The organism is Flectobacillus sp. BAB-3569 (assembly GCF_002270355.1).
GTDB lineage: Bacteria > Bacteroidota > Bacteroidia > Cytophagales > Spirosomataceae > Flectobacillus > Flectobacillus roseus.
In genome coordinates this window covers 394616-419751 of sequence record NZ_NJFZ01000006.1, presented here as the reverse complement: position 1 = coordinate 419751, position 25136 = coordinate 394616, and the positions used below count along the sequence as shown (strand labels likewise).

General features: G+C 37.7%; 20 protein-coding genes. 10 read left to right on the top strand and 10 right to left on the bottom strand.

The features are described from left to right. Window positions 1-39 precede the first annotated feature (39 nt). A complete protein-coding gene (locus BWI92_RS07605; RefSeq protein WP_095161524.1) occupies window positions 40-417 on the top strand; it encodes a helix-turn-helix transcriptional regulator in 378 nt (125 codons plus the stop codon). Between the two features lie 137 nt (window positions 418-554). Here BWI92_RS07605 and BWI92_RS07600 read toward each other — a convergent pair whose 3' ends face one another. Then, complete coding sequence (locus BWI92_RS07600; protein WP_095161522.1) at window positions 555-1154, bottom strand: peptidylprolyl isomerase; 600 nt, start codon at window positions 1152-1154, stop codon at window positions 555-557. Window positions 1155-1800: 646 nt separating this feature from the next. Between BWI92_RS07600 and BWI92_RS07595 the strand changes: the two genes are divergently transcribed. From BWI92_RS07595 to nhaA, 4 genes are all read left to right on the top strand, one after another. After that, window positions 1801-3018: a cation:proton antiporter gene (locus tag BWI92_RS07595; RefSeq protein ID WP_095161520.1), complete on the top strand. Its 1218-nt coding sequence runs from the start codon at window positions 1801-1803 to the stop codon at window positions 3016-3018. A gap of 391 nt (window positions 3019-3409) precedes the next feature. Next, window positions 3410-4087 (top strand): response regulator transcription factor, encoded by a 678-nt coding sequence (locus tag BWI92_RS07590; RefSeq protein ID WP_095161518.1) that lies wholly within the window; start codon window positions 3410-3412, stop codon window positions 4085-4087. A 1-nt stretch (window position 4088) separates the two neighbouring features. Next, on the top strand, window positions 4089-5465 hold the full coding sequence (locus BWI92_RS07585) for a HAMP domain-containing sensor histidine kinase (RefSeq protein ID WP_095161516.1): 1377 nt from the start codon (window positions 4089-4091) through the stop codon (window positions 5463-5465). A gap of 574 nt (window positions 5466-6039) precedes the next feature. Next, on the top strand, window positions 6040-7263 hold the full coding sequence (gene nhaA / locus BWI92_RS07575) for a Na+/H+ antiporter NhaA (protein ID WP_095161512.1): 1224 nt from the start codon (window positions 6040-6042) through the stop codon (window positions 7261-7263). Between the two features lie 293 nt (window positions 7264-7556). Here the strand turns inward: nhaA and BWI92_RS07570 are convergent, their stop codons facing one another. The 9 genes from BWI92_RS07570 to nadC all read right to left on the bottom strand — a co-directional run bounded on the left by BWI92_RS07570 (window position 7557) and on the right by nadC (window position 17219). Beyond that, window positions 7557-8603 carry a phytase gene (locus BWI92_RS07570; RefSeq protein ID WP_095161510.1) on the bottom strand — a complete coding sequence of 349 codons (1047 nt, stop codon included), beginning with the start codon at window positions 8601-8603 and terminating at the stop codon, window positions 7557-7559. 138 nt (window positions 8604-8741) lie between these two features. After that, entirely contained in the window at window positions 8742-9989 is a 1248-nt protein-coding gene (locus BWI92_RS07565) for a hypothetical protein (protein ID WP_095161508.1), read from the bottom strand. A 205-nt stretch (window positions 9990-10194) separates the two neighbouring features. Further along, window positions 10195-10773, bottom strand: a complete 579-nt coding sequence (locus BWI92_RS28100) for a TonB-dependent receptor domain-containing protein (RefSeq protein WP_229362781.1) — start codon at window positions 10771-10773, stop codon at window positions 10195-10197. Beyond that, window positions 10719-12716 (bottom strand): TonB-dependent receptor, encoded by a 1998-nt coding sequence (locus BWI92_RS07560; RefSeq protein WP_229362779.1) that lies wholly within the window; start codon window positions 12714-12716, stop codon window positions 10719-10721. Before BWI92_RS07560 ends, BWI92_RS28100 begins: the two co-directional genes overlap by 55 nt. Window positions 12717-12999: 283 nt before the next feature. After that, window positions 13000-13347 carry a hypothetical protein gene (locus tag BWI92_RS07555; protein ID WP_141234712.1) on the bottom strand — a complete coding sequence of 116 codons (348 nt, stop codon included), beginning with the start codon at window positions 13345-13347 and terminating at the stop codon, window positions 13000-13002. Then, window positions 13299-13625, bottom strand: a complete 327-nt coding sequence (locus BWI92_RS07550; protein WP_095161504.1) for a hypothetical protein — start codon at window positions 13623-13625, stop codon at window positions 13299-13301. Before BWI92_RS07550 ends, BWI92_RS07555 begins: the two co-directional genes overlap by 49 nt. Then, window positions 13625-14626 (bottom strand): tetratricopeptide repeat protein, encoded by a 1002-nt coding sequence (locus BWI92_RS07545; protein ID WP_095161502.1) that lies wholly within the window; start codon window positions 14624-14626, stop codon window positions 13625-13627. Before BWI92_RS07545 ends, BWI92_RS07550 begins: the two co-directional genes overlap by 1 nt. Window positions 14627-15070: 444 nt before the next feature. Next, window positions 15071-16060, bottom strand: coding sequence for a quinolinate synthase NadA (gene nadA / locus BWI92_RS07540; protein ID WP_095161500.1), 990 nt, complete (start codon window positions 16058-16060; stop codon window positions 15071-15073). A 304-nt stretch (window positions 16061-16364) separates the two neighbouring features. Beyond that, window positions 16365-17219, bottom strand: coding sequence for a carboxylating nicotinate-nucleotide diphosphorylase (nadC, locus tag BWI92_RS07535; RefSeq protein ID WP_095161498.1), 855 nt, complete (start codon window positions 17217-17219; stop codon window positions 16365-16367). A 194-nt stretch (window positions 17220-17413) separates the two neighbouring features. On the opposite strand from nadC, the gene BWI92_RS07530 reads away from it, so the two are divergent. The 5 genes from BWI92_RS07530 (at window position 17414) to BWI92_RS07510 (ending at window position 25111) form a co-directional block, all read left to right on the top strand. Continuing rightward, the gene (locus tag BWI92_RS07530; RefSeq protein WP_095161496.1) at window positions 17414-17779 is read left to right on the top strand and encodes a hypothetical protein; all 366 of its coding nucleotides are present in this window, start codon (window positions 17414-17416) and stop codon (window positions 17777-17779) included. A 200-nt stretch (window positions 17780-17979) separates the two neighbouring features. Then, window positions 17980-20937: a protein translocase subunit SecDF gene (secDF, locus tag BWI92_RS07525; RefSeq protein ID WP_095161494.1), complete on the top strand. Its 2958-nt coding sequence runs from the start codon at window positions 17980-17982 to the stop codon at window positions 20935-20937. A gap of 147 nt (window positions 20938-21084) precedes the next feature. Next, window positions 21085-22563 (top strand): APC family permease, encoded by a 1479-nt coding sequence (locus BWI92_RS07520; protein ID WP_095161493.1) that lies wholly within the window; start codon window positions 21085-21087, stop codon window positions 22561-22563. Between the two features lie 191 nt (window positions 22564-22754). After that, window positions 22755-24356, top strand: coding sequence for a peptide chain release factor 3 (locus BWI92_RS07515; protein ID WP_095161678.1), 1602 nt, complete (start codon window positions 22755-22757; stop codon window positions 24354-24356). Between the two features lie 296 nt (window positions 24357-24652). Next, the gene (locus tag BWI92_RS07510) at window positions 24653-25111 is read left to right on the top strand and encodes a TM2 domain-containing protein (protein WP_229362776.1); all 459 of its coding nucleotides are present in this window, start codon (window positions 24653-24655) and stop codon (window positions 25109-25111) included. The last annotated feature ends 25 nt before the right edge of the window (window positions 25112-25136 follow it).

Here is a 25136-nt window from a genome sequence, read left to right as displayed (position 1 = left end):
TTCTTAGTCCATCGTAACCAACTCAACCTAATAAGGTATATGAAACAACAAGATTCTATTCCTGATAAAATCCGAAAAGCTCGTGTACTCAAAGGGCTTTCACAAGAAAACGTAGCCGATATGCTAGGTATTTCGACCACTGCTTATGGCGACATTGAGCGAGGCAAAACTGAACTTAGTATCAAGCGTGCTCAAGATTTATCCAAAGTATTGGATCTACCTGTACTTTGGGGAGAAAACGAATTGTCCGTATCTCCACAAGTAGATACTGTGTTAGAGGAAATCAAACATCTTAAAGCTGAAAACCTCCGCTTGGAAGTAGAACTCAAGTTTTGGAAAGAAAAATTTGAACAACAATTGTATTTAGAAGCCTATCGTATTCTTCAGCAAAAACAACGAGAGCCGATTGGTTTTTAATAGCCAAATTCAACTATGTGGCATTCAGCTATGAGCTCTCAGCAAAATATTGATTGACAGATTTTTAGCAGCTTTAGCACTAAAGCTACTAAAAATCTATCAATCAACACTTTACATTCACAACTCCCAATTGTTTCTTATTCAAGAATACGAATAGAAAACTTTACGGGATCGACAGGTTTTTCGTTGAAAGCTCTTGCCTCTTTAATTTTATCGACCACATCCATTCCTTCTGTTACCTCTCCAACTACCGTGTAAATGCCATCAAATTTGCGAGCTTCCTCCGCATTTGTGATAATAAAAAACTCACTTGCTGAAGTGTTGCCTTCAGGGTTCATACTTGGGTCGTATTGTGCCATAGCCACTGCACCACGCTTGTGTCGAAACTTAGAGGTATCTACTTCGGTGGGTAAATCATAGTCGAGGCGATACATCCATTCGGCACCTCCTTGAATAGCTGTTTCATAGACAACTCGATAAAAGAATAAATCGGTATAATACCCACCTTTTACCAGACGAACAAAGTTCGCTCGGTGTAATGGCGTGCCTTCGTATAGCTGTATCGTAAAGTTTCCTAAACGTGTAGTTACTTGTAGCTTTGTTTCAGGATTTTGTTTAGCAAACTCTTCTAAAGTTGTGCGTACATCTTTGTCGAATAAGCGCATATCTTTTCGGCAAGCACTTACACTCATAAGAAGTCCCAACAAAATCCCATATTGATATAATTTTCTTTTCATTCTATTGCTATTTGATAAGGCCTAGTGATGCCACAAGAGTAATTATTTTAACTTTCAAGATACCAAATTTACCAATCTTTGTGTATGTCTTTCATAAAGATTTAATAAATTTATAGTAACCTATATCCCTAAACCTCTCTAAGCAATTTCTAATTTTTTCTTAACGATTTTTAAAACAAACGTGGATTTCTTGCATGCTATGAAGTATTTCGACATTCTTGAACACAAGCTTAAGGTATTATTTTTTCGTAGTAAGTAAAAGGGAGTTATTAGTTAACAGTATATCAGTTATCAGAATAAACTCATAATCAGAAGGATACTATCACTATGTACCGCAGACATATTATCAATTTAATATTTCCTATTACTTAAACAATGGATGTTAAACAATAAGAAAGATTAAACAACCCTATATCTGTGGCATACTTTTATAGTACCCTTTTGATTGTGAGTGTATTTAAATAACAGATATAAGTATTAGGAAAGATTAAATCAATAGTATATCAGAGGCGAAATTTGACTATAACTTTTTGATTATGAATATCTTAAAATAACCAATATACTGTTAACTAATAACGTTTTCCTACTTACTATTGACGATTAACATCTAATTACCACTTCACTTCACCATTAACCATTTACAATTATGAATACTTATGAAATTGTTTTATTGCTTTCGGGCGGTGTCATTATATCTTATATTTTCAACCTAATTGCCAAAAAATTTGCGATTCCATCGGTGCTATTATTGCTGGGAACAGGGATTTTGCTAGGACAAGTTTTTGGACAAAACTTACTACCAGCAACGTTTGTCAACAAAACGGTTGAGATTCTGGGCGTAGTAGGGTTGATTATGATTATTTTGGAGGCGAGTCTTGATTTGGAGTTGAGCCGAGACAAGTCTAAAATGATTGCACAGGCATTTTTTGCGGCCTTGCTTATCTTACTGGCATCTTCTTTTTCTATTGCTTTGATTATCCAGCAAGCAACAGGCGAAACATTTCGTAACTGTCTGGTATATGCCACTCCCATGTCGATTATCAGTAGTGCCATTGTGATTCCGAGTGTTGAAAATTTGCTCCCACACAAAAGAGAATTTATCATTTATGAGGCCTCTTTTTCTGATATTTTTGGGATTTTATTTTTCAATTACCTTATCGCCGACGAAGGTATTTCGATCGAGTCAGGTATACTTTATGGTTTCAATATTGTTTGGTCTTTATTATTGTCGGTAGTAGTAGCACTCGGTCTGATTTATCTTTTATCAAGAATTACCTTGCATTTGAAGTATTTTCTCTTGTTTGCGGTATTATTGGTACTATATGCGGCGGGTAAATTATTACACTTACCTTCTTTGTTAATTATCTTATTTTTTGGACTATTTATCAATAATAGAAAAGTTATTCGTCCCAAAATAATTGTAGAAGGTGTTCCTCAGCATATGTTTGATGAAGTAGAAAACAATCTTAAATCAATTACGGCAGAAACAGCTTTTTTGATAAGAACCTTCTTTTTTATACTTTTTGGGTATTCGATGAATGTCGGAATTTTTAGTCAAGAAGAAGTGTGGATAACAGGCTCGATGGTAGTCTTGGCCTTACTTGTCATTCGATTTATTTTTCTTCGATTTATTCAGTCTCAAAAAAATACTATGCCAGAGTTATTATTGATGCCGCGAGGTTTGATTACCATATTATTGTTTTATGGGATTCCTCAACAATTTAAGCTCAATACATTTAACAATGGGATTTTATTTTTTGTCATTCTGATTACCAGTGTGTTGATGATGCTGGGTATTATGACGGCTGAGAAAAAGGGAAGTTCGGGAAGTCTCAATGATGAAGCCATCGGCGAAATTGTATAATTTTGTTTGCATTAGGCTTTATGCCGTAGGCTAAAAGTGGTTCTTTTGAAAGAATAGCAACATTAGATTTGACTTTTGTTTTTTAGGCACAAGGCAACAGGCACAAGGCAAAGAGTGTTAAAATGTTTTTATAACCACAGACATTCTTTTTTACAAAGCCCTCTGCCGAAAGCAGTTACCTGAAAGCTTTAAGTCAAGGCAACAGGCACAAGGCATAGAGTGTTAAAATGCTTTTTATGGCCCACCGCTTAATGCCCTTACCTGATAGCCCAAAGCACAATCTTAAATCTTATTTTGAGTACAAAATATTTTAGGCAAGAACAAATTGACATTCATAAATCAGCACTGAAACTTAACTTCTTTTACTTAATGTCAATCAAATTTTAAAACTATGAGAATTTTAGTAGTTGAAGACGAACCAAAAACCTTACACGCTATTCAGCAAGGTCTTGAAGAAAACCTCTATGAGGTAGATATAGCCTATGATGGGCTCATTGCCAGACAGTTGGCTATGCGTAACAATTATTCATTAATCATTACAGACATTATCATGCCTGGGCTCAATGGCTTTGTATTGTCGCGCGAGCTTCGTGAATCGGGCATCCAAACGCCTATTTTGATGTTAACAGCATTAGGCGAAACAGAAGATAAAGTGAATGGCTTCGACTCTGGTGCGGATCAATATTTAGTAAAACCTTTTCAATTTGTAGAACTGTTAGCACGTGTCCGCTCACTCACAAAACGAGGCTCAAGTACTTTAATGACTCACCAAACCCTTAAATTTGAGGGATTAGAAATGAATCTTGATACCAAAGTAGTGACTCGTGACGGGCAAGTAATTGAACTTACTGCAAGAGAATTCACTTTATTGGAATATATGATGCGCAATCAAGGTAGAGTATTATCAAAAGTACAATTGGCCGAAAATGTTTGGGACATTGGCTTTGATACAGGCACCAATTTTGTAGAGGTTTATATTAACTATTTACGTAAAAAAATCGATAAAAACTTCGATACAAAACTTATTCATACTGTATTTGGAATGGGTTATGTACTGAAAAAAGAATAATATGCAAATAAGGGTTAGTCTTACCATAAGATTTATTTTTATCGTTTCAACAATACTGCTAGCGGTATTGTTGTCGATATACCTTTACACGCAATACTATCTGAGCGAAAGCTTTTATCGCCGACTTTCAAACCGTACCGAAACTACCGCCGAACTCTATTTTGTGGTAGACGATGTAGATTCTACCCTTTTGAGAACGATTACTGATCGTAACAAAAACGTTCTTCATAGCGAAAACATCACGATTTATAATCAAAACAAGAAAAGGGTATTTACCACCAACGACCGCAAGGGACTACCTCTCACAGAAGACTTGATGACCAAAATCCAGTTGGAGAAAAAGTATCGTTTTCGAGACGGGAAATACCATGGTGTAGGGTTGTATTACACCCAAACACCAGAGCCTTATTATATAGTAGCCAGTGCCGTTGATGATTATGGAAGGGCTTTTTTGGCACAAATGAGACTCATTATGGTCTTATTATTTTTGATAGTGATACTTTGGGTTTCGGCGGCAGGCTGGTATTATGCAGGCAAAGCCATAGCTCCCATTGATGACATGGGTCAAAAGCTCAACAGTATTGTTCCCAAAAATATGCACCTACGGCTTAGCCAGCAAGACAATCAAGATGAAATCGACCGCTTAACACAGACCATCAACCAACTACTTGATCGTGTTGAGGATACGTTTAAACTCCAAAGGATGTTCGTATCGAATGTATCCCATGAGCTTCGTAATCCTTTGACCAAAATGTCTTCGCAATTAGAGGTAAGTCTAATCAAAACACGTACGCCTCAAGAATATCAAAAAACCATGTATTCGGTTTTGGACGATATTCAAGAACTCATTGCTCTTACTCAAAATCTTCTTAAGCTTACCAAAGTCGATGGCGCCAAACAAGATTTGTTGGTTGACAAAGTTCGAGTAGATGAACTCCTATGGGAAGTGCGTGGACTTTTGACCAAGAGTAATGCTTTATATCAAGTTGATATTCTTTTTGATGAGCTTCCAGAAGATCCTGACGGACTATGTATGTTGGGTAATTCGGCTTTATTAAAAACGGCCATTGTCAACTTGGCAGAAAATGCCTGTAAGTTTTCGTTTGACAAAAAAGCGATTATACGCTTACGCTGCCTTCCAGATGAAATTCAAATTGCTATTGAAGACAAAGGCATTGGCATTCAAGAATCAGAATTATCTTATATCTTCCAACCATTTTATCGCAGCAGTCAAACTGCCGACATCAAGGGCTATGGCATTGGGCTTTCGCTAGTAGAACGCATCGCTCGTATGCATGGCGGAACCGTTGATGTCAAGTCATCTCCTAATATTGGCACCACATTTACACTCGTTTTACCAAGCAACATTACATTCTAAGCATTTTCTAATATCTGTCTAAGAAAGTTTTAACTTTATAGTGACAACTTTGTAGCGGAAAGAGAAATATATGTTGAAGTTTAACGAAGTTGTGGGGCAGGCAGATATGAGGCATTAGCTTACTGACTGGCTCTCGTCTGATATCTCAGTTGCCCCCTTACTTCTTTGTTAAGCTTTTTTTATGGTCTCTCATCAACAAATGTGCTATTGATTCAGTGTTGCCTATGCTATGACTCTACCTATTTGTCTTATTAGGAAATTCTCCTAAAATCAATTTACTAAATTTATTGACTTATGGAAGGAACTGTAAAGAGAACGAAAATTTCTCGCTTGAATTATATTAAGTTGATTCTGAAGAAGGTAAGTTTTTCGCCTCTATTATTTAAAAAAGAATTACAGAAAGGTTTACAAGAATGTACAACCGGGCAATTAGTGATTTTGAAGAGATGGTGTCTGAAACACTTTGCATCCATCTATTCTCATATAATTTTACAAGTATTCAGGTCGGTCGAGGCACGATTACTTCCAAGCTAGTCATCTTTAAAGGCATGTTTTAGTTGCATGCCAAGTATAAATGAAAAAGCGTATCCACAAAGTTTTTGTTGAACCTATCAAGGATGTGTCGAGCCCAATCGTTGAGATTGAGCAGACTGGTCAACTAAGTGGATTCTTGCTACTAAACGCTTTATTTTTAACCCTTTTATTTGCGAATATCCCTCTCAGTGGAACAGCCTATATTCAGTTCTGGTCGTCACCATTAATACCAGAAGTAGGAAATATTACTTCACTAGACATTATCAACAAAGGGTTAATGACGTTGTTTATGGTGGAAATTGGTCTCGATTTAAAAAAAGAGTTTGTTTATGGTGAATTACAAACTTGTCAACGTGCCAACTTGCCATTAATAGCTGCTATAGGAGGACTCGTTATTCCTATTACCATTTTCTGTTTTTTTAACCAAAAACAGAGTAATTACGCTGGTTGGATTATTCCAACGACCACAGACATTGCATTTTCGTTAGGTATATTAAAGTTATTGGGAAACAAAGTGCCCAATTTTATTAAAGTTTTTTTTGTTGCTCTTGTTATTATTGATGATCTATTAGCCATTTCATTGTTAGTGGCGTTTTATTTACCAACCGTTGCAAGCCTAAAGATCGTTCTTATCCTACTGAGTATTCTAGCATTAATTGGATTGAAATATATTAAAACCACTCATATTATTCCTTATTTTTTAGTAGGAATTTGTATTTGGTGGAATATGGTACAAGCAGGATTACCTCCCGCTTTGTCAGGAATCTTTACAGCCCTTTCTATCCCTATTCATCGAATAGAAGAGCTAAAAAGATGGCTTTACATGCCAGTAAACTATCTGATAGTTCCGCTATTTGTATTTGCTAATGTAGCAGTTACTATCAACGTAGAAAGTCTGGAATTCCTTCAGGAATCTCATGTTACTGGTGTTTTGATTGGACTGCTACTAGGTAAACCATTAGGAATTGTGATGGCTACATGGCTTGCTGTTCGATTGAATATAGCAAAACTTCCAACCAATATTAATTGGGTACATATTTTAGGAATGGGGATTTTGGCAGGTACAGGTGTGACTGTAGCCATTTTTATTACTGAGCATTCTTACCTTCATACGCAGGTAAAAGATTTTATTAAAGTTGGGGTTATCATAGCATCGCTTACCTCAGGTATTTTGAGCACTTTGATTTTTATTAAAACCAACAGTATTGCGAACTTATTTCAATGGTCTTTTCCAAGACTTTTTACTAGAAATGTAAGAAGTTAACAAAGGCATGTTAAAATGGTAAATACATTTACCAAAATCATATTTTATTTGATTATTTAATACCGTTTCGAGTTTGGCTTACTTCTAAACTAGGCATAAAACAAACTACTCTTAAATATTGCGATTGTTAGCACAGATAACCCCACCGATACGATATTGGTGGGGTTTCTTTTTTATCTGAGATTTCGGATGTTGGATTGCGGATGTGTAATCAATTATTTTTCGTAAAAAATAGAGGCATTTGACCTTATTTCCGAAATCCGCAATCCCCAATCCGAAATTGTTTTAAGCTTTTATTTCAAATCCTTTCCAGCAATATCTTCCCAACGATAAAAATGAAAAGTTTTATCATCGCTCATCACAACGAATAACCCTTTTTTGAAGGTTTTATTCAAAGGTATTGCTGTAATATCTGAGCCATCACTTTGTTTGGCTTCGACCTTTACTACCTTGAGCTCTGGATGCTCGTGAGGATTTTGAGCAGAACCTTCTCTTGGGAAAATATGAAATTGATTGGCTCCTTGGTCGGAGACAAGAATATAGCCTTTACGAACTGATGTTTGATAAATCGAAATCCCTTCGTGGTCTTCTGAGAAACCTGTTGTAGCAAACAAAGCTAATTCTTGATCGCCTTTTGAGGGTTCGGCATAGTATTTTCTTACGCCTACACCTTCGTCCGAATAATAGACATAGCCTAGTGCATCGTCGACTGCAATGGATTCTATTTCTTTTTTGCCACTATATGTACCAAATTTTCGAATAAAAGTAGCTTTTACTTGTCCTTTACCATTATCCGATAATTCATATTGCCAGATATATCCGCCCGTCGTAGGACCATTTTTACGACCTACCATAGCATAAATTTTCCCTTTAGGAGTTTTGTACAAAGCTATCCCCATCAAATCACGGAATTCTGTTCCTGTTTCTCCTTCAAACATTGGAATTCCACCATTGTCGATAGGCTTCATGTCGGGCAATGAATAAATACGTAGTTGGTGGTTCATTCGCTCGGTAGTAACGGCGATATCTACTTTTTTACCTCCAATTTTTAGACCGTATTCTATGTCTACATTATTAGGACGCTTCAGTCCTCTCACAACCTTGTCTGACTGAATTTTCCCCTGTAAATCAAAGACAAACAACGCTCCATCCTGATTTTTATCGGTACCAATAATTAAGCTTTTGCTTGGGTTTTGAGGGTTTATCCAAATAGCAGGATCGTCGGTGTCATGTTTAACAGAATCGGTAATGACAATGGGTTTAATAATCGTTTGAGCACAAGCATTTTCAAGAGTCGAAACAATCAAGCTCAAGGATAATAATTTAAAGAGCAGTTTCATGAAATAAGTTGGTTTTATTCAAAGTGAACAGATGCAAAGGCATAAAGTGACAAAGTATTTTTAAATCAATGAAGCTTTTATAAAACTCCACACCCTTTGTGCCTTTGCACCTATGTGCCTGTTCACTTCATTATTAATCTACTTCCCACCAAATGCACCAATATAATTGGCTGGTTCTGGGGAAGTGTATGTTTTGCCCTTGGCCGTAATACCTGTTTTGAAATTACGCGTAAAAGTAGTGATACCCTTGTTCAAAGCAGCCGAGCCTGATAATAACGAGAAGTCCCATGAGCTATTGTAATCAGCATTCATGACATCGGTTGATAATGGATAGTTAGCAAATTTAGGATCATTATCTCCCGCCTTTGTACCACGAATTTCGTTTGTACCCGATGCGATTTCGGCTGTTGGTTGAAACTGATCTACCGTCGTTTGATTATAGCCATAGTACAAGTTGTTTTGAATCACCGAACGAGAATCTTCTGGTTTTTTCACATCACGTTTGATACCGAAACGACAATTAGCCAATAGGTTGTTGTACAAATCAGCACGCACACTAGCCTCAATCCAGATAGAACCGCCTTTGATGGTTGGGCGTCTCCAGCCTGTGTTTAACAAGGTATTGTTGTAAGCTACCACGTATGCTTGTGGAGTACGGTCGCCTGAGTTTGATAGTTTAAGAGCGTTGGTGTTGGTACTGTAAACCAAATTATAAGCCACATCAGCAATACAGCCCGATTTGATATTGATAGCTTCGCCACCTGTAACACCTGTAGTATAGAATTTATTATTTGAGAAAATAATACTTCCACCTTCTAAATAAGTACAGTCTTCATTGAAATTGCGGAAAATGCTATTAACCACCACCAATTTACCTGATACATTTGAATACCAAAGCGCTGGCACGTTTTCGCCACTAGCCGCTTTATACAGACCTAATTTTACTGAAGTAGAAGCTTCTGTAGTCGTAGCACCACCATATTCTAAGATAACATTGTCTAACACTAATTCAGCACAAGTTTTGCTAGCCAAAATTCCACCCCAAAGCTTACCGAATTTATATTTTGTGGTACGAGCCGTTTCTGGAACGGTAAATTTGACTGGATTACTCGCATTACCTGTAGCGTATAAGTTACCATTAACGATAATTTCAGGCTTTGCCGTTGTGTCCATCACCACGGTTACTCCTTCTTCGATGCTTAGCGTTTTTCCAGCAGGAACAATAATGTCGCCAGTTACTTGAATAATGCTTCCTTTTTTCCATGTACCCGATACTTCGCCCGCTACAGTTTGTTCTTCTGGCTTTGGATCTGAATTGTCTTTTGTACAGCTTGTGCATAGCGATGCCAGCAACAAGACACTTGCTAAAATGCTTGAAGTTTTCATGTTTTTTGTAAAAATTAGAATTAAAGTTTGAAGCGCAAGCCCAATAAATAGCTGCGTTGATAATAGTCTTGTCGAATTAAAGTTTTGTTACTAAGGTTTGATTGTTCTGGAATAGACGAGTTGACAGGGTTGCTATTTTTGATAAAAACACGCATTGGAGTGTTTAAAAGGTTATTAGCCTTGGCAAAAATCGTCCAATGTTTCCCTATATTTTTTCGATAGAAGCATCCATTTGGATAAAAGCTTCTTGCCAAAGGTCATTGTTCAAAAATTGAGATACGGTATTGATACGCTCGCCTGTATACGAAGCTGCCAATTGTGCATCAATGCCTTTTTTACCATCTTTATAAAAAATAGATAGATTTCCTACGTGTGCCGACTGCCCATACATCGGACGAGTTTGGTCAACGCTACGAGGCTCTAGGTTGCCTTGGGCATTACGAATACGAATCATCTTCTTGGTCGTAATACTAGAGTTGGTGTAGGTATAGTTTGCTTTGAAGCCAAAGTTTTGGAAGTATTTAATCACATCTAATTCTAAACCATAGTTTTGAGCTGTTCCAAAATTGCCTGGGGTATAAAACACATCTTGTCCACGGGTTTCATCCACTTGCAAAGTATATTCAATAGGATTCTGAATATTCTTATAAAAAACACCAGCCATCAATTGGTCTGAGGCATTAGGAAAATACTCATAACGAAAATCAATGTTGTCGGCAACGGCACGTTTTAGGTCTGGATTACCACGTTCTTGGAATTCTTCATTAACAATTTTCCCTGGCACAATTTCAAAAAATCCTGGGCGATTGATAGAACGGAAATACGAGAAACGTAAGTTTGATTATGCTCCAGAGCATATTTTGTGTGAATACTTGGCAAAAAATCCCAGTAATCTTGCGTGCCAGATGGACGAAGCTCGCCCAATGGATACAACATATCATATCCCTGCGAAGTATGCTCAGTACGTATGCCCGTGATAATTTGCCACTCTTTTGAGCTCCATTTTCCCATGATATACGCTGCGCCAATTTGTTCAGAAGCTTTGTAATTGAGTGCCGAAGCCACTGTCCCACGAGGATTTTCTAACGACCAAGACAAATCGCTATATTGCTTATAATCTGTTTGATAAAGGGCAAAAGGATTAATAGGTTTAAAGATATAGTTGTTATAAAAATTATCTCTTTGCTTAGTTCTAAACAAACCACCCGCACTCCAATCAATGCCTTTGAAAAGGTAATTTACATTTGCATAAAGCGCTATATCTTGGTCGTTGTTATGCTCCCAACGACGAGCGCTTTCAGTTGGATAGGTAAGTGTTTCAACAAATTTTTCTCTTTTTCCTAAAAAATTCACACTAGTATTTTCTGGTACAGCATTGGTTGCCAAAGAATACACAGCCGACCAGTTCACTGAAAGGTTTGTTGCTAACTGGTGTTTAGCTTGTAAAGTTGAATTAAAAATACTTTGTCGAGTATATCTCAAACGAGTCGAAAATCCTAGACCAGCATTGCCTGCCACAGGGTCATAGCCACCAGAAGAAAAATCAGTAGTTTTGGTTTGGCGAACCTGCCAGTTTTGCAAATTCATAAACGCATTGTACCACTGTAATTTAGTACGTGAGTTGAGGGCAAAATCTAGTTTGGCATGTAGTCCCAAACGTTGTTGTTGCTCTGAGTAATTACGTTGCGCCAAACTAGTAATTCGAGAAGTTGTTTCTGTATCGTAAACAGTAGAATTGTAAAAATCGCTATTGCTACCACGGAAAGTATTTTGGAAACTTCCCGCTAGAATTACCCCCAAACGATTATGCATATAGCGGTTACCTGCCGACAAACCCGCAACGATATTTGGCATAGGCGAAGCTGATTTTGTATCTAAAAACCCTTTCGCAAAATCCTGTATCGTAGCCGAATACGTTTTTCCATAAGCCTCATACGGTGATTGGGTATGAATCAAACTTTTGTTCATCGAGTCAAATGAGCGATTCATAAACAATTCGCTGTATCCTGTAGCCAAATTGGCTTTTAGTTCTAGTTGTGTAGGCGCTTCTTTCATCACCATGTTGATTACACCACCAACGGCATCACCTTCTTTGTCGGGCGTAAGAGATTTACTTACTTCTAAGCGACCTAACAGTTCGGAAGGGAATATATCTAAAGGTACATAACGATATTTATTGTCTGGACTTGGGATTTTGATACCATTGACCAAAGTATAATTATAGCGTTTGTCCATACCACGCATAATGGCGTATTGCCCATCGCCGTTACTATTTCGTTCGATTGAGATACCCGAAACACGCTGCACCAAGTTGGCAACCGTTAAATCAGGTGAAATTTCGATGGCTTTTCCTGAAACGATATTCATCAACTGTAGCGCATTGCGTTCGGCTGAGCGAGCGGCAAGTTCAGAAGATTTATCACTATTAGCAGACACCACCACTTCTTCGAGTGTCTGATTAGCATGAGGTTTAAGTTGAATTTTGCGGTTGGTATGTTGCGAAATTTCGATAGTTTCCTCAAAAGACTGATAACCCACATAGCTTACTTTGATGGTATGAGTTCCTTTTTTGAGTCCTTTGATACGAAAGTTTCCGTCTAATCCAACCACATCATAAACTCCTTGTGGAACAGCCCTTACGACAGCGCCAACGAGCGGTTCGCCTGTTTGTTGGTCGGCAACTGAGCCATGAAGTTGAAAATTTTGCGTAAATCCAATGTGTGCCATTAGGCAACACCAAAGCATTATAAAATATTTGCACATAATTGTCGATTGAGACCTACCTTGAATACTGATGAGCATCGAGAGCCTCGTTGTTTTTGCTGTGACAAAGGTGCGACAAGTCTATTTTGATTTGCAAATTTGTGCCGTTACAAAAAGGAAACAGCGTTACAATGAGCGTTAACAAAAAAGCAACAGCGTGAATTAAAAGCCACTAATAAACTGATAATCAACATATTTTCATTTTAAAAACGTTACATTATCAAATTGTTAACGTTACGTTTCTGAATTATAAAGACTGAATAAAGGAAGAAAGATTCTCTCCTTGAGCCAAATTGAGTTTCTTGCGAAGACGGTATCTGAGCACTCGCAAGCTATCTTGTGATACACCTAATAAGGAGGCAATTTCGGCAGAATTAAGATTCATTTTGAGTAAAGCAATCAAGCGAATATCGTTGGAGGTAAGTTGTTCGGTATGAGATTTTAGTTTTTCTAAAAATCTTTGGTGTACTTGTTCGAACACATGACGGAAGTGTTCCCAATCGTGATCGTGGGTAAAACTTTGATGGATTTCCTGCATGATTTGTTTCAGATTTTTCGAAACATTTTTTCGGTCATCTTTAAGGGTTTCTTCCAAACGCAAATACAGTTTTTGCAAAAGCTGATTTTTTGAATGACGTGCAAAGTGTGTGCGCTCAATTCTTGAGTTTTTATCTCGAGTTGATTTTTCAGGTACTCTTCCTCCAATTGCTGATTACGCAAAGCCGCTTGCATCAACGCCTGCTCGGTTTCTGACACCTTTTGATTTTGTTGATTAAGGCGTAGTTCATTGGCAATTTTCATTCGTTGGCGACTCATAATCACAAAGCCCAAACTTCCTAACAAAACTAATACCACAGCTACAGCGATACCCACTATTTGATTGGTTTTGGTAGCATGGTCGAGACGTTCGATTTCGGCATTTTTTTGGCAATATCATACATCACTTGTAGCACAGCCATTTGCTGCATACTTTTTTCGGAGTAAATATCCATGGTCATTTTACGACTCAGTTCAAGATAGTAATAGGCGCTATCGTTACGTCCTAAATCGTGCAAGGCTCTCGATATATCTCTGTAGGCACTAGCTTCTTGATATTTTTCTTTAAGCTCTTGCGAAAGCAATAGCGCTTTTCTCGAATAATTAAGTCCCTCTTGGGTTTTTCCCGTTTTGCGCAATACATCTCCTAAGTTGTTGATAACTTCTATTTGGGATAGTTCATCTTTGGCTACTTCGTTGACAGATAGGGCTTTGTTGAAATAGAAATAGGCTGAGTCATACCGAGATAAATCTTCAAAAATACTTCCTAGGTTTTCATAAATTTTGGCAATACCACTCTGATTACCAGCTTTTTGATATTCATTAATAGCTTTACGCTGAAAGTCAAGTGCCAAAGGATATTTCCCTTGCTTTTCATACAAATGTCCCAAACGGCCATAGGTTTTAGCAATACCGCTTGGTTCTTTTTGTTTTTGAAAAATCTGTAAAGCTTCCTGATACTGTTGCAGAGCCGCATTGGAATTGCGCAAGTAATAATACAAAAGTCCCAAGTCGCAAAGGTTATCAGCCAATAAAAGGGGCTTTTGTTGGCTTTTCAACACCTTATTAGCTTGTAAATGAAGTTCCAAAGCTTGAGGATAATGCCCAAAATGAAAACATAATTGTCCCATTTGTTGCAGATAAAGCCCAGCCTCGAGCATTTGTTGTTTTTCAACTGCCGAGTTGTATTGGGCTTTTAGCTTCAGTAGTTTGGTATCTGGATGAGGTATTTCGCTGTAAAAAGTATCTTTATCGAGGGTTTGAGCAGAACCGTGAAGTACAATACCCAAAGCCCAAAGGACTAGCAGAAATTTGGCGTGCAGTTTTATAGACAACATATCAAAAGGGAATTTGAAAATCAGCACAAAGTTGCCCCAAGATTCCTAAAGCGTAATAGCTAGATAATATTGTTAATGATTATTTAATGAAGAGGGAGGTATTTAGTGGCAAAGGCACAGAGGCACAAAGTGGGGTTAGGGGTTGAAAAGTCGTGATTTGTTGAAAGAGTTCTTAGAATTGTGTGGTATTTATAGAAATCTGTTGATTACTGGATAAAACGAGAAAGTGTGATTCAGGTTTTTATACTTTTCACTGAATTTTATAAAAACAGTTTCAAACTGTTAAAGAATGAGTCCAAGACTAAGTCTTGAACTAGTATATTCAATTTTGTCCAGTAATCAGATAAATCTACAAATTCCAACGGCATAATCCATATTAGTCTATACAAGAATAGAGACACATCTGCGCCCCTATTCTTATATAGACTAAGTCCTAAAGTATTTCTATTTACTAATATCCAACATAGCTTTCAAAGCCTTAAGTGCTGGTTCACGAACGTCTTCTGCTACCTGAATTTCTGGTAACTCATAAAACATCGCGTTGTAGAGTTTTTCCAAGGTATTCATTTTCATATATGGACATTCTGAGCATGCGCAAGTGTTTTTCTCGTTGGCAGGGGCTGGAATAATCTTTTTGTTTGGAACAGACTCCTTCATTTTATGTAAAATACCTGCTTCGGTAGCTACGATAAATTCTTGGCAATCTGAATCTTTTACAAAATTCAAAAGAGCAGTAGTTGAGCCTACAAAATCAGCTTGAGAAAGAATCACTTCTTTACATTCTGGGTGAGCAATTAGTAAAGCATTAGGATTTTCCTCCTTTACTTTTTTCAATTTCTCTAAAGAAATATCGATGTGAACAATACAAGCACCATCCCAAAGAATAAGGTCACGACCTGTTTTTTTCGCTACATATCTTCCCAAGTTGGCATCTGGCGCAAAAATAATTTGCTTATCAGCTGGAATTGATTCAACTACTTTAAGGGCGTTCGACGAAGTACAAATAATATCCGTCATGGCTTTTACGTCAGCTGTACAGTTGATATAACTTACCACAACAGCTTCAGGATATTGCGCCTTGAAAGCAGCGAATTCTTCTTTTGGAGCAGAATCTGCTAATGAACAACCTGCATTAAAATCGGGGATAACGACTTTTTTGTTAGGGTTCAAAATTTTGGCTGTCTCACCCATAAAATGCACACCACAAAATACAATCATGTCGGCATCTGTTTTTTCGGCTGCTTGTGCCAATGCAAGGCTATCTCCCAAAAAGTCAGCCAAATCTTGAATTTCAGCATCTACATAGTAGTGCGCCAAGATTACAGCATTTTTTTCTTTTTTGAGTTTTAAAATTTCTTCTTTCAAGTCAGTTCCCTTAAAAGGTACCGAACGGCTCACATAGCCTACTTTATTTACTTCGTCTAGTAAGTTCATCTTTATTAATCGGTGAATTGTTGTCTAGTTAAAAATTATATCGGACTTTGATAGATAGATGAAAGTAGGTTATTTGTTAACCTAGTATCTATTCATAATCGGAAGAATCCAACCGATAAATACTATACTTTATTTTTCATGCTACCCAGTATTATAGAGTTGTGAGCTATACCAAGCGAAGTTGAGACATGCATCTTTAGCTACTTTTATGAAAATGAATGCCTTTTTCTATTTTTTCCGAAATCAGCAATCCCAAATCCACAATCGCTGAAAACATTCACAACTCACAATTCTTCATTATTCCTTAGTACGCTTTCAAGCTTAAATCTAAGCTTTTGATTTGGTGTGTCAATGCGCCACTCGAAATATAATCTACGCCACATTCGGCATATTGGCGAATGGTAGTTTCGTTGATACCTCCTGAAGCCTCAGTTAAGTATTTGCCATCGATTAAGCGAACAGCCTCACGAAGGTTTTCAAAACTGAAGTTATCCAACATGATTCTATTAACTTGACCAATCGCTAAAACTTGTTGTAGTTCATCGAGGTTACGTACTTCAATTTCAATTTGAAGATTTTTTCCTGTTTGTACTAAATATTCATTTGCCTGACGAATCGCATTGGCAATGCCTCCCGCATAATCTACGTGATTATCCTTGATTAAAATCATATCAAAAAGAGCGTAGCGATGATTTACGGCACCTCCTATTTTACAAGCCCATTTTTCACAAAGTCTAAAATTAGGCGTTGTTTTACGGGTATCTAATAACTTGGTATTAGTTCCCTCAATCAAATTAACCATCGAGCGTGTGTAGGTAGCAATACCCGACATACGTTGCATACAATTGAGTACCAAGCGCTCAGCCTTCAATATCGACTGCGAACGACCCTCTACGGTTAATACGATTTGTCCACGGTCGATGGCGGTACCATCTTCGAGGATAGTTGTAACCTGAAGCTCAGGATCAACTTCTGCAAAAATCATTTTGGCGAGTTCGACACCAGCCAAAATCCCTTTATCTTTTACCAATAATCTGGCACGTCCAATGGCATCATGCGGTACAGTCGAGAGCGAAGTATGGTCGCCATCACCGACGTCTTCAGTCAAAGCATTTTGAATGAAGTTTTTGATATAAGTTGGTTCTAAATAATTAAACATGCTAGATACAGATTGTTTTATGCCCCAAAAGTAAGAAAATTATTCAATTGTACTTTTGAAATTTTTTGTAAGCAATACCTCTAAATTATTATAAAAATCCCAAGAAAATTGGGTAAGTCTCTTTTTATACAGACGTAAAATTTGGTGTAAAGTTTGCGATACTTCTATAAAACTTGCTACTTTTGTGTTCAACAATGAAAAAAACATCTCACATATCGCGTTTATTCAGCACTTTTTTTGTGTGCTTGATGCTGATGTTTACCGTATTTGGTAAAACATTTTCGGCATCACAGGTACACTATTCTGGTGTAAAAAAAGCGAAAACTGAGCAGTCTAAAAAGCAAAAAGGAGCTACTCCTGAATGTTCGGTTAGTGAGTTATCAGTAATGCACGCTAGTCCAAGTATTAGTTTTGATACTGTTAGCGACTTTGTTTTTTCAATTCCTAGCGTTGCGATTCCTGTGGCGGTTCATGCTCTGGGTCAGCAATTGAAGGTTACTTCTCCTAATATTCTTTACGAAATTCTGTTTGAGCATTTTATTGCTACCAATGCTCCCTGATTCCATTTTTTCTTGGTTTAAATGATTGAAAGTCTAACGACATAGGCTTCATGGGCAATTTATTGGTCATTTGTATCACAATTTCCCCAAGCTTCAGGCTTAACATTTACTCCACCCTTACCAAACCCTTTTCCATTCTTGTAATAGGCAACTGTTACACACAAGTAATTCACATTCATTTTTCAAATAACTAAAAACAAATGCGTTACAAAGGTGCCATTGTGTGGCTGACTGGTATTATTTCAGCCCTATGTTTGTTCTTCCTTTCGTTTACATGGAAGGCTAATGCGGTTCGTGAAGATGCAATTGCGTATGCAACATCGAAAGATGGTAAACTCGACCCAGCTAAAAAAACTCGTTATATCGATTCATTGTGGAAGCAACCAGTTTATTTGGGCTTCACATTGCAAGATGTAACTACTTATGCTCTTCACAAAGGTCTTGACTTGGAAGGTGGTTTCAGTGCGGTATTGGAAGTTTCTCCTGTGGAAATTCTACGTGCATTATCTGGAAAAAGCAACGACCCGAATTTTGAAAAAGCATTAGAAAACGCTTCAAAATTACAAGCAACTTCGACTAAGCCTTTCAATGAGATTTTCTTCGAAGAATTTGCTAAAGTTGCTCCAAATCAACGTTTGGCTACGATTTTTGCCAACTCAATTAACCGCGATAAATTGAACTCAGGTTCTACTGATGCTCAAGTAAAGAAAGTGGTTAACTCAGAAATTGATGGTGCGGTAGATCGCGTTTACAAAATTATTCAAGCTCGTATTGACAAATTCGGTGTAGCTAACCCTAACATTCAACGTTTGCCAGGAACAAACCGTATTCAAGTAGAATTACCAGGCGTAGACAACCCTGAGCGTGCTCGTAAATTATTGGCAGGTGCTGCTAAATTGGAGTTTGTTGAGGTTGCTGAAATCAACGAATGGGGACAAGGTTTGAACACGCTAGGCGAGTATTTAGCTGCTGAGTCAAAAGCAAACAAAGCTACAGTAGCTACTGCAACGACTTCTACAGATACTACAAAAGGAGGTTTGGCAAGTCAGTTGTCGGCTCCAAAGGCTGCTAAGAAAGATACTGCTAAAGCTGATACTACAGCAGGTGCTGCATTGACAAAATTATTCTTGCCTTTGGACAACCAAGGAAGAAACTGGGGTGTAATGCGCAAAGACACAGCTCGAGTAAACGAATTGTTCCGTCGTCCAGAGGTTAAAATGATGTTCCCATCAAACTTGACTTTTGTATGGTATGCTAAAGGTATTCCATCGACAACTGGTGACGAAATTATCCAATTGGAAGCAATCAAGAAAACTGAAAATCAACCAGCTCCTTTGGAAGGTGATGTAATTGTAGATGCTACAAACGACTACGATCAAAACCAACGTCCTGAAGTGACAATGGTAATGAACGGTACTGGTGCTCGTATTTGGAAAAACTTAACAGCTGCTAGCATTGGTAAACGTGTAGCAATCGTATTAGATAACTATGTATATTCTGCTCCAGTAATTAATGGTGAAATTCCTAACGGTCGTTCATCTATCTCTGGTTCATTCACTGTAGAAGAAGCAAAAGACTTAGCAAACGTATTGAAAGCAGGTAAATTGCCAGCTCCAACTCGTATCGTTGAAGACGCCTTCATTGGTCCATCATTGGGTCAGGAAGCCATCAACCAAGGTTATTTGTCAATGGCTGTTGGTTTGATTTTAGTGATTGTATTTATGATTGGTTATTATGGCAACCCTGGATGGATGGCTAACGCTGCCTTATTGTTCAACGTATTCTTTATTGCAGGAGTATTAGTACAAATGCAATCAGCATTGACATTACCAGGTATTGCAGGGGTTGTATTGACATTGGGTATGGCTGTCGATGCCAACGTATTGATTAACGAACGTATTCGTGAAGAATTACACCGTGGTGTTGGATTGTTAGATGCCGTAAGATTAGGCTATGATAAAGCTCTTTCTGCTATCCTAGATGGTAACGTAACTACATTCTTGATTGGTGTAATCTTGATTATCTTTGGATCGGGTTCTGTAAAAGGCTTTGGTGTAACGCTTTGTATTGGTTTGATTACTTCAGTATTTACAGCAGTATTTGTATCACACGTATTAGTTGACTGGATGGTACAACGTAAAATTGCTGCGGGTAAGGAGAAAGAGGTTACATTCGAAACATTTATCTCGAAAGACCTATTCAAAGGTATGAATTTCGACTTTATTGGCAAACGTAAATACTCTTACTGGTTCTCATGGAGCTTAATTGCCGTAGGTATCGTAGTATTGATTGCACAAGGCGGTTTCAATTTGGGTGTTGACTTCAAAGGTGGCCGTTCTTATGTTGTAGAATTTACGAAGCCTGTTGATGCAACAAACATCAAAGAAGCATTGAAAGATGATTTCGAAGAAAAAGGTGTTGAAGTAAAAACATTCAACGGTCCAACTAAGATGAAAGTTACAACTTCTTATTTGGTAGAAGATGAATCAGCTACAGCTAACCAAAAAGTTCGTACTGCTTTAGAAAAAGGGTTACAACAATTTGCAGATGCAAAACCTGTAGTGGTTTCAGAGTCTAAAGTAGGTGCAACTATCGCTGATGATATTTTAACACAGTCATTTGTATCTATTGGTTATGCCTTAATTGCTATCTTTATATATATCTTGATTCGTTTCCGTAAATGGCAATACTCATTGGGTAGTATCATTGCCTTGATTCACGATACTCTAGTTGTATTGGGTATGGTAGGTATCGTTCGTATTTTCGGATTGGATTTGGAAGTTGACCAAATCTTTATCGCTGCGATATTAACTGTTATTGGTTACTCTATCAACGATACTGTGGTAGTATTTGACCGTATCCGTGAAGAAATCGGTCTTAACGCAGACTTGTCAGACAAAGAGTTGATTATCAAAACTATCAACACGTCTATTAACCATACAATGAGCCGTACTGTAATGACAGCTACGACGGTATTCTTAGTAGTATCAGTATTGTTGTTCTTTGGTGGTGAAATCTTGCGTGGTTTCTCATTTGCGATGTTTATCGGGGTAGTATTTGGTGCATACTCATCTATCTTCGTAGCTGCTCCAATCGTTATTGACCTTGGAACAGGAAAGAAGAAAGCTGTAGCGCCAGCTGCAAACCCTTCTAAGTAATTACTCTCAAAGACCTCATAGCACCCAAAAGCTATGAGGTCTTTTTTTGTTTCACGACAAAATATTAACTATCTTGAAACACAGTTTATACAATTCTGTTCTGTAATTACCTTCAATCACAATAAAATAAACTAAAACCTTTTCTTTATGAGTAACAGTATTTGGCGCAAAAAGCCTATGTCAGCTTACGAGGCAGATATTAAAAACAGTGAGCTGAAGCGCGTCCTTGGTAAATGGAGTTTGACTGCTATTGGTATCGGTGCGATTATCGGTGGAGGTATCTTCGTATTAACTGGTACAGGCGCTCACTATCATGCTGGCCCGGCTTTGGCATTATCATTCGTATTAGCAGGTATCGGCTGTATTTTTGCAGCTCTTTGCTATGCTGAGTTTGCAGCTCTACTTCCAGTAGAAGGCTCAGCTTATGCCTACGCTTATGGTACAATCGGTGAATTCTTTGCTTGGATTATTGGTTGGGGACTTGTGTTAGAATATGCCATGGGTGCAATGACTGTAGCCGTGAGTTGGTCCGGGTACTTCAATAAGCTACTCCACTTATTTGGTATCGAAATTCCTTATTACTTAAAAAATGACCCATTCTCTGCTGCAACTTACGCAAAGTCTGCTGGGCTTGAACACGTAGGTTGGGGTGTAAACCTACCTGCTTTCATTATTACTTGGGTAGTAACTTATATTTTGGTAAAAGGTATCAAAGAAGCTGCCAGTGCAAATAACATTATTGTAATCTTGAAAGTGGCTGCGATTTTGTTCGTAATCATTGTAGGTGCCTTTTTTGTAAATACTGCTAACTGGACTCCATTTATCCCTGCTCCTGAATTGGTAGAACACGCTGATGGTTCTATGAAAGAAGCTTATGGTTGGGGTGGTATTGCGAGTGGTGCTGCGGCTATCTTCTTTGCTTATATTGGTTTTGATGCTGTATCTACACAAGCTGGTGAAGCAATCAATCCTAAGAAAGATATGCCTTTTGCCATTATCGCTTCATTGGTAATTTGTACAATCCTTTATATCTTAGTTTCGTTGGTATTGACAGGTATGATTAACTACAAAGACATCGTAGGTGATGCTTTGAAAGCGCCTGTAGCTTACGCATTCGACAAAGTAGGTCAACCTTGGGCGGTATTTATTATCACTGCTGCTGCAACGGCTGGTTTGATTTCGGTAATGTTGGTAATGATGTTAGGTCAAACACGTGTATTCTTAGGTATGGCTAAAGATGGTTTGTTGCCAAACTTCTTCCGTCAGGTTCACCCAACTTTCCGTACTCCTTGGAAAAGTACTATCTTGGTAGGTTTCTTAGTATCAGTTGTATCTGCGTTTACTCCAATTGGTGTATTGAGCGATATGTGTTCATTCGGTACTTTGTTTGCTTTTGCTATGGTATGTTTGGCAGTATTATTATTGCGTTACAAAGAGCCTAACTTAGAGCGTGACTTCAAAGCTCCAGCCTTGAAAATCGTTGCTCCACTTGGTATCTTAACAAACCTTTTCTTGATTTTCAACTTGGATGGTTTGGCTCAAAAACTAGCATTCGGATGGTTGCTAATCGGTTTGGTTGTTTACTTCTTGTACGGTAAACCAAACAGTAACTTGAATGAAAAGTAGGTATAAAAATTAAGCTTCGAGCTTGATTCTATATATACTCAAAAGGCTCTAACATTGATTTGTTAGAGCCTTTTGATTTTAGTAAGACGTTTAATTCACTCAAATTCAAAGCACTCAATCCCAAAAAACCTGTGGGTTTTGTTTTTTTATCTGTAATTTTGCATTTCGATTTTGACAGTCGATTATTAAATATGGCAACGTTACAAGAAGAAATACAAAAACGCCGTACATTCGGTATCATTTCCCACCCCGATGCGGGTAAAACTACGCTTACCGAAAAATTACTTTTGTTCGGGGGAGCTATCCAAACAGCGGGGGCTGTAAAATCAAATAAAATCAAAAAGGGTGCAACCTCCGATTTTATGGAAATCGAGCGCCAAAGAGGTATCTCTGTGGCAACCTCGGTAATGACTTTTGAATATAATGATGTAAAAATCAATATCCTCGATACACCAGGTCACAAAGACTTTGCCGAAGATACTTACCGTACGCTTACGGCGGTAGACTCTGTAATCTTGGTAATCGACTGTGTGAAAGGGGTTGAGGAACAAACTGAAAAATTGATGGAAGTATGTCGTATGCGCAATACGCCAGTAATCATTTTCATCAATAAAATGGACCGTGAAGGTCAATATGCTTTTGACCTACTAGATGAGTTAGAACAAAAACTCGGTATCAAAGTTCGTCCTTTGACATGGCCTATCAATATTGGGGCTAACTTTAAAGGGGTATATAACCTTTACGAGAAGTCATTGAACTTGTTTAGTGCCAACAAAACCAAAATTGAAAAAGAAGTTGTTTCTGTAGATATTTGGTCTGAGGAACTAGACAAACGCGTTGGCGAACGTGATGCCAATCAGCTTCGTGAAGATGTCGAACTTATCGAAGGTGTTTATAACGACTTCGACCGTGCTGCATATTTATCGGGAGAGGTAGCTCCTGTGTTTTTTGGTTCAGCTGTTAATAACTTTGGCGTACAAGAATTGTTGGATACATTTACTCAAATCGCGCCATCGACTCAGAAGCGTCAAACAGATACACGTATTGTAGAACCAGATGAGAAAAAATTCTCTGGTTTTATCTTCAAAATCCACGCAAACTTAGATCCTAAACACCGTGATAGAATTGCGTTCTTGCGTATTTGTTCGGGTGTATTTGAGCGTAATAAGTTTTATAAGCATGTGCGTTTAGACAAAAACGTGCGTTTCAACAACCCTTACAACTTTATGGCGCAAGATAAGGAAGTCATCGACGAAGGCTTCCCTGGCGACGTAGTGGGTTTATATGATACAGGTAACTTTAAGATTGGCGATACACTTACAGAAGGTGAAAGCATGTTTTACCAAGGTATTCCAAGTTTTTCTCCTGAAATCTTTAAAGAACTTATCAACCTCGACCCAATGAAAGCCAAGCAATTGGAAAAAGGGATTGAGCAGTTGACAGATGAAGGGGTAGCGCAGTTATTTACGCAGTCTCATTTGGGTAATCGTAAAATTGTTGGTACCGTAGGAGAACTCCAATATGAAGTAATTCAATATCGTTTGGAACATGAATATGGAGCAAAATGTCGCTTCGATCATCGTGACATCGCTAAAGCATGTTGGATTACCTCTGAAGACCCTAAAAAATTAGCAGAGTTTGTGCGTTTGAAAGGACAACAAATTGCTACAGATAAAGATGGTAATTATGTATTCTTAGCCGAATCTGATTGGATTTTGAGAATGAATATCCAGAATAACCCTGATATTCAGTTCCACTTTACTTCAGAATTTAAGTTGGCTGCTGAAGCATAAAATATATATTAGATTTTCAACAAAAAGGCTCAGATTAATTTAGGCAAATGCAAAAGTTAATTTGAGCCTTTTTATATTAATGCAAAATAAACTATGAGTATGTACGCTTGCTTATTTACGAATAAAATTGTATTTTAATTTTTTAAAGCCCTGAAAATCATTGATGTTAGTCTTTCTTTAAAAACAATTATTTTACCGTTTATTCAGAGATGATAATTCTTTGATTTTTCTTGAGAATTTATCTATATATTGCAGTGCTTTATTAATTATCGTTCAATTACAAAGCTTTCTTAATTATGAAAAAATCTATTATTTTATCAGCAATGCTTTTTGCTTCTGTATGCACTAAGTCATTTGCTTCATCATCGTCTGAGTATTTTGTAGATGACGCTGCTATCGAAACAACTTTGAATGAAGGTGTAGAGGTTAACTACCTTACTCCTACTTCAAATGCTGAAGTTTCTACTCAAAACAATATGTTGGCAGCTTCAGCGTCTATGCCAGCTAGTTCTGTTGCAGCAAGCAAAGACCCTGTTGTAGCATTCATTTTATCAACATTTTTAGGCGGTTTGGGTATCCACCGTTTCTACATGGGTACAGCTACATTGACTGGAGTAGGTTATATCCTTACTTTGGGTGGTTGCGGTATCGTAGCATTTGTTGACTGGGTAGTATTGTTAATCGCTTTGGTACAAGACGAAGGTATTGGCAAATACGTTGACAACCCTAAATTCTTTATGTGGGGAGGAAAATAAGAATCTGATGATTCAAAAATAATAA

Bases quoted from the DNA above. Each gene is read 5' to 3' on its own strand.
- BWI92_RS07605 (WP_095161524.1), top strand. From the start codon at position 40: ATGAAACAACAAGATTCTATTCCTGATAAAATCCGAAAAGCTCGTGTA.
- BWI92_RS07600 (WP_095161522.1), bottom strand. From the start codon at position 1,154: ATGAAAAGAAAATTATATCAATATGGGATTTTGTTGGGACTTCTTATG.
- BWI92_RS07595 (WP_095161520.1), top strand. From the start codon at position 1,801: ATGAATACTTATGAAATTGTTTTATTGCTTTCGGGCGGTGTCATTATA.
- BWI92_RS07590 (WP_095161518.1), top strand. From the start codon at position 3,410: ATGAGAATTTTAGTAGTTGAAGACGAACCAAAAACCTTACACGCTATT.
- BWI92_RS07585 (WP_095161516.1), top strand. From the start codon at position 4,089: ATGCAAATAAGGGTTAGTCTTACCATAAGATTTATTTTTATCGTTTCA.
- nhaA (WP_095161512.1), top strand. From the start codon at position 6,040: ATGAAAAAGCGTATCCACAAAGTTTTTGTTGAACCTATCAAGGATGTG.
- BWI92_RS07570 (WP_095161510.1), bottom strand. From the start codon at position 8,603: ATGAAACTGCTCTTTAAATTATTATCCTTGAGCTTGATTGTTTCGACT.
- BWI92_RS07565 (WP_095161508.1), bottom strand. From the start codon at position 9,989: ATGAAAACTTCAAGCATTTTAGCAAGTGTCTTGTTGCTGGCATCGCTA.
- BWI92_RS07560 (WP_229362779.1), bottom strand. From the start codon at position 12,716: ATGGCACACATTGGATTTACGCAAAATTTTCAACTTCATGGCTCAGTT.
- BWI92_RS07545 (WP_095161502.1), bottom strand. From the start codon at position 14,626: ATGTTGTCTATAAAACTGCACGCCAAATTTCTGCTAGTCCTTTGGGCT.
- nadA (WP_095161500.1), bottom strand. From the start codon at position 16,060: ATGAACTTACTAGACGAAGTAAATAAAGTAGGCTATGTGAGCCGTTCG.
- nadC (WP_095161498.1), bottom strand. From the start codon at position 17,219: ATGTTTAATTATTTAGAACCAACTTATATCAAAAACTTCATTCAAAAT.
- BWI92_RS07530 (WP_095161496.1), top strand. From the start codon at position 17,414: ATGAAAAAAACATCTCACATATCGCGTTTATTCAGCACTTTTTTTGTG.
- secDF (WP_095161494.1), top strand. From the start codon at position 17,980: ATGCGTTACAAAGGTGCCATTGTGTGGCTGACTGGTATTATTTCAGCC.
- BWI92_RS07520 (WP_095161493.1), top strand. From the start codon at position 21,085: ATGAGTAACAGTATTTGGCGCAAAAAGCCTATGTCAGCTTACGAGGCA.
- BWI92_RS07515 (WP_095161678.1), top strand. From the start codon at position 22,755: ATGGCAACGTTACAAGAAGAAATACAAAAACGCCGTACATTCGGTATC.
- BWI92_RS07510 (WP_229362776.1), top strand. From the start codon at position 24,653: ATGAAAAAATCTATTATTTTATCAGCAATGCTTTTTGCTTCTGTATGC.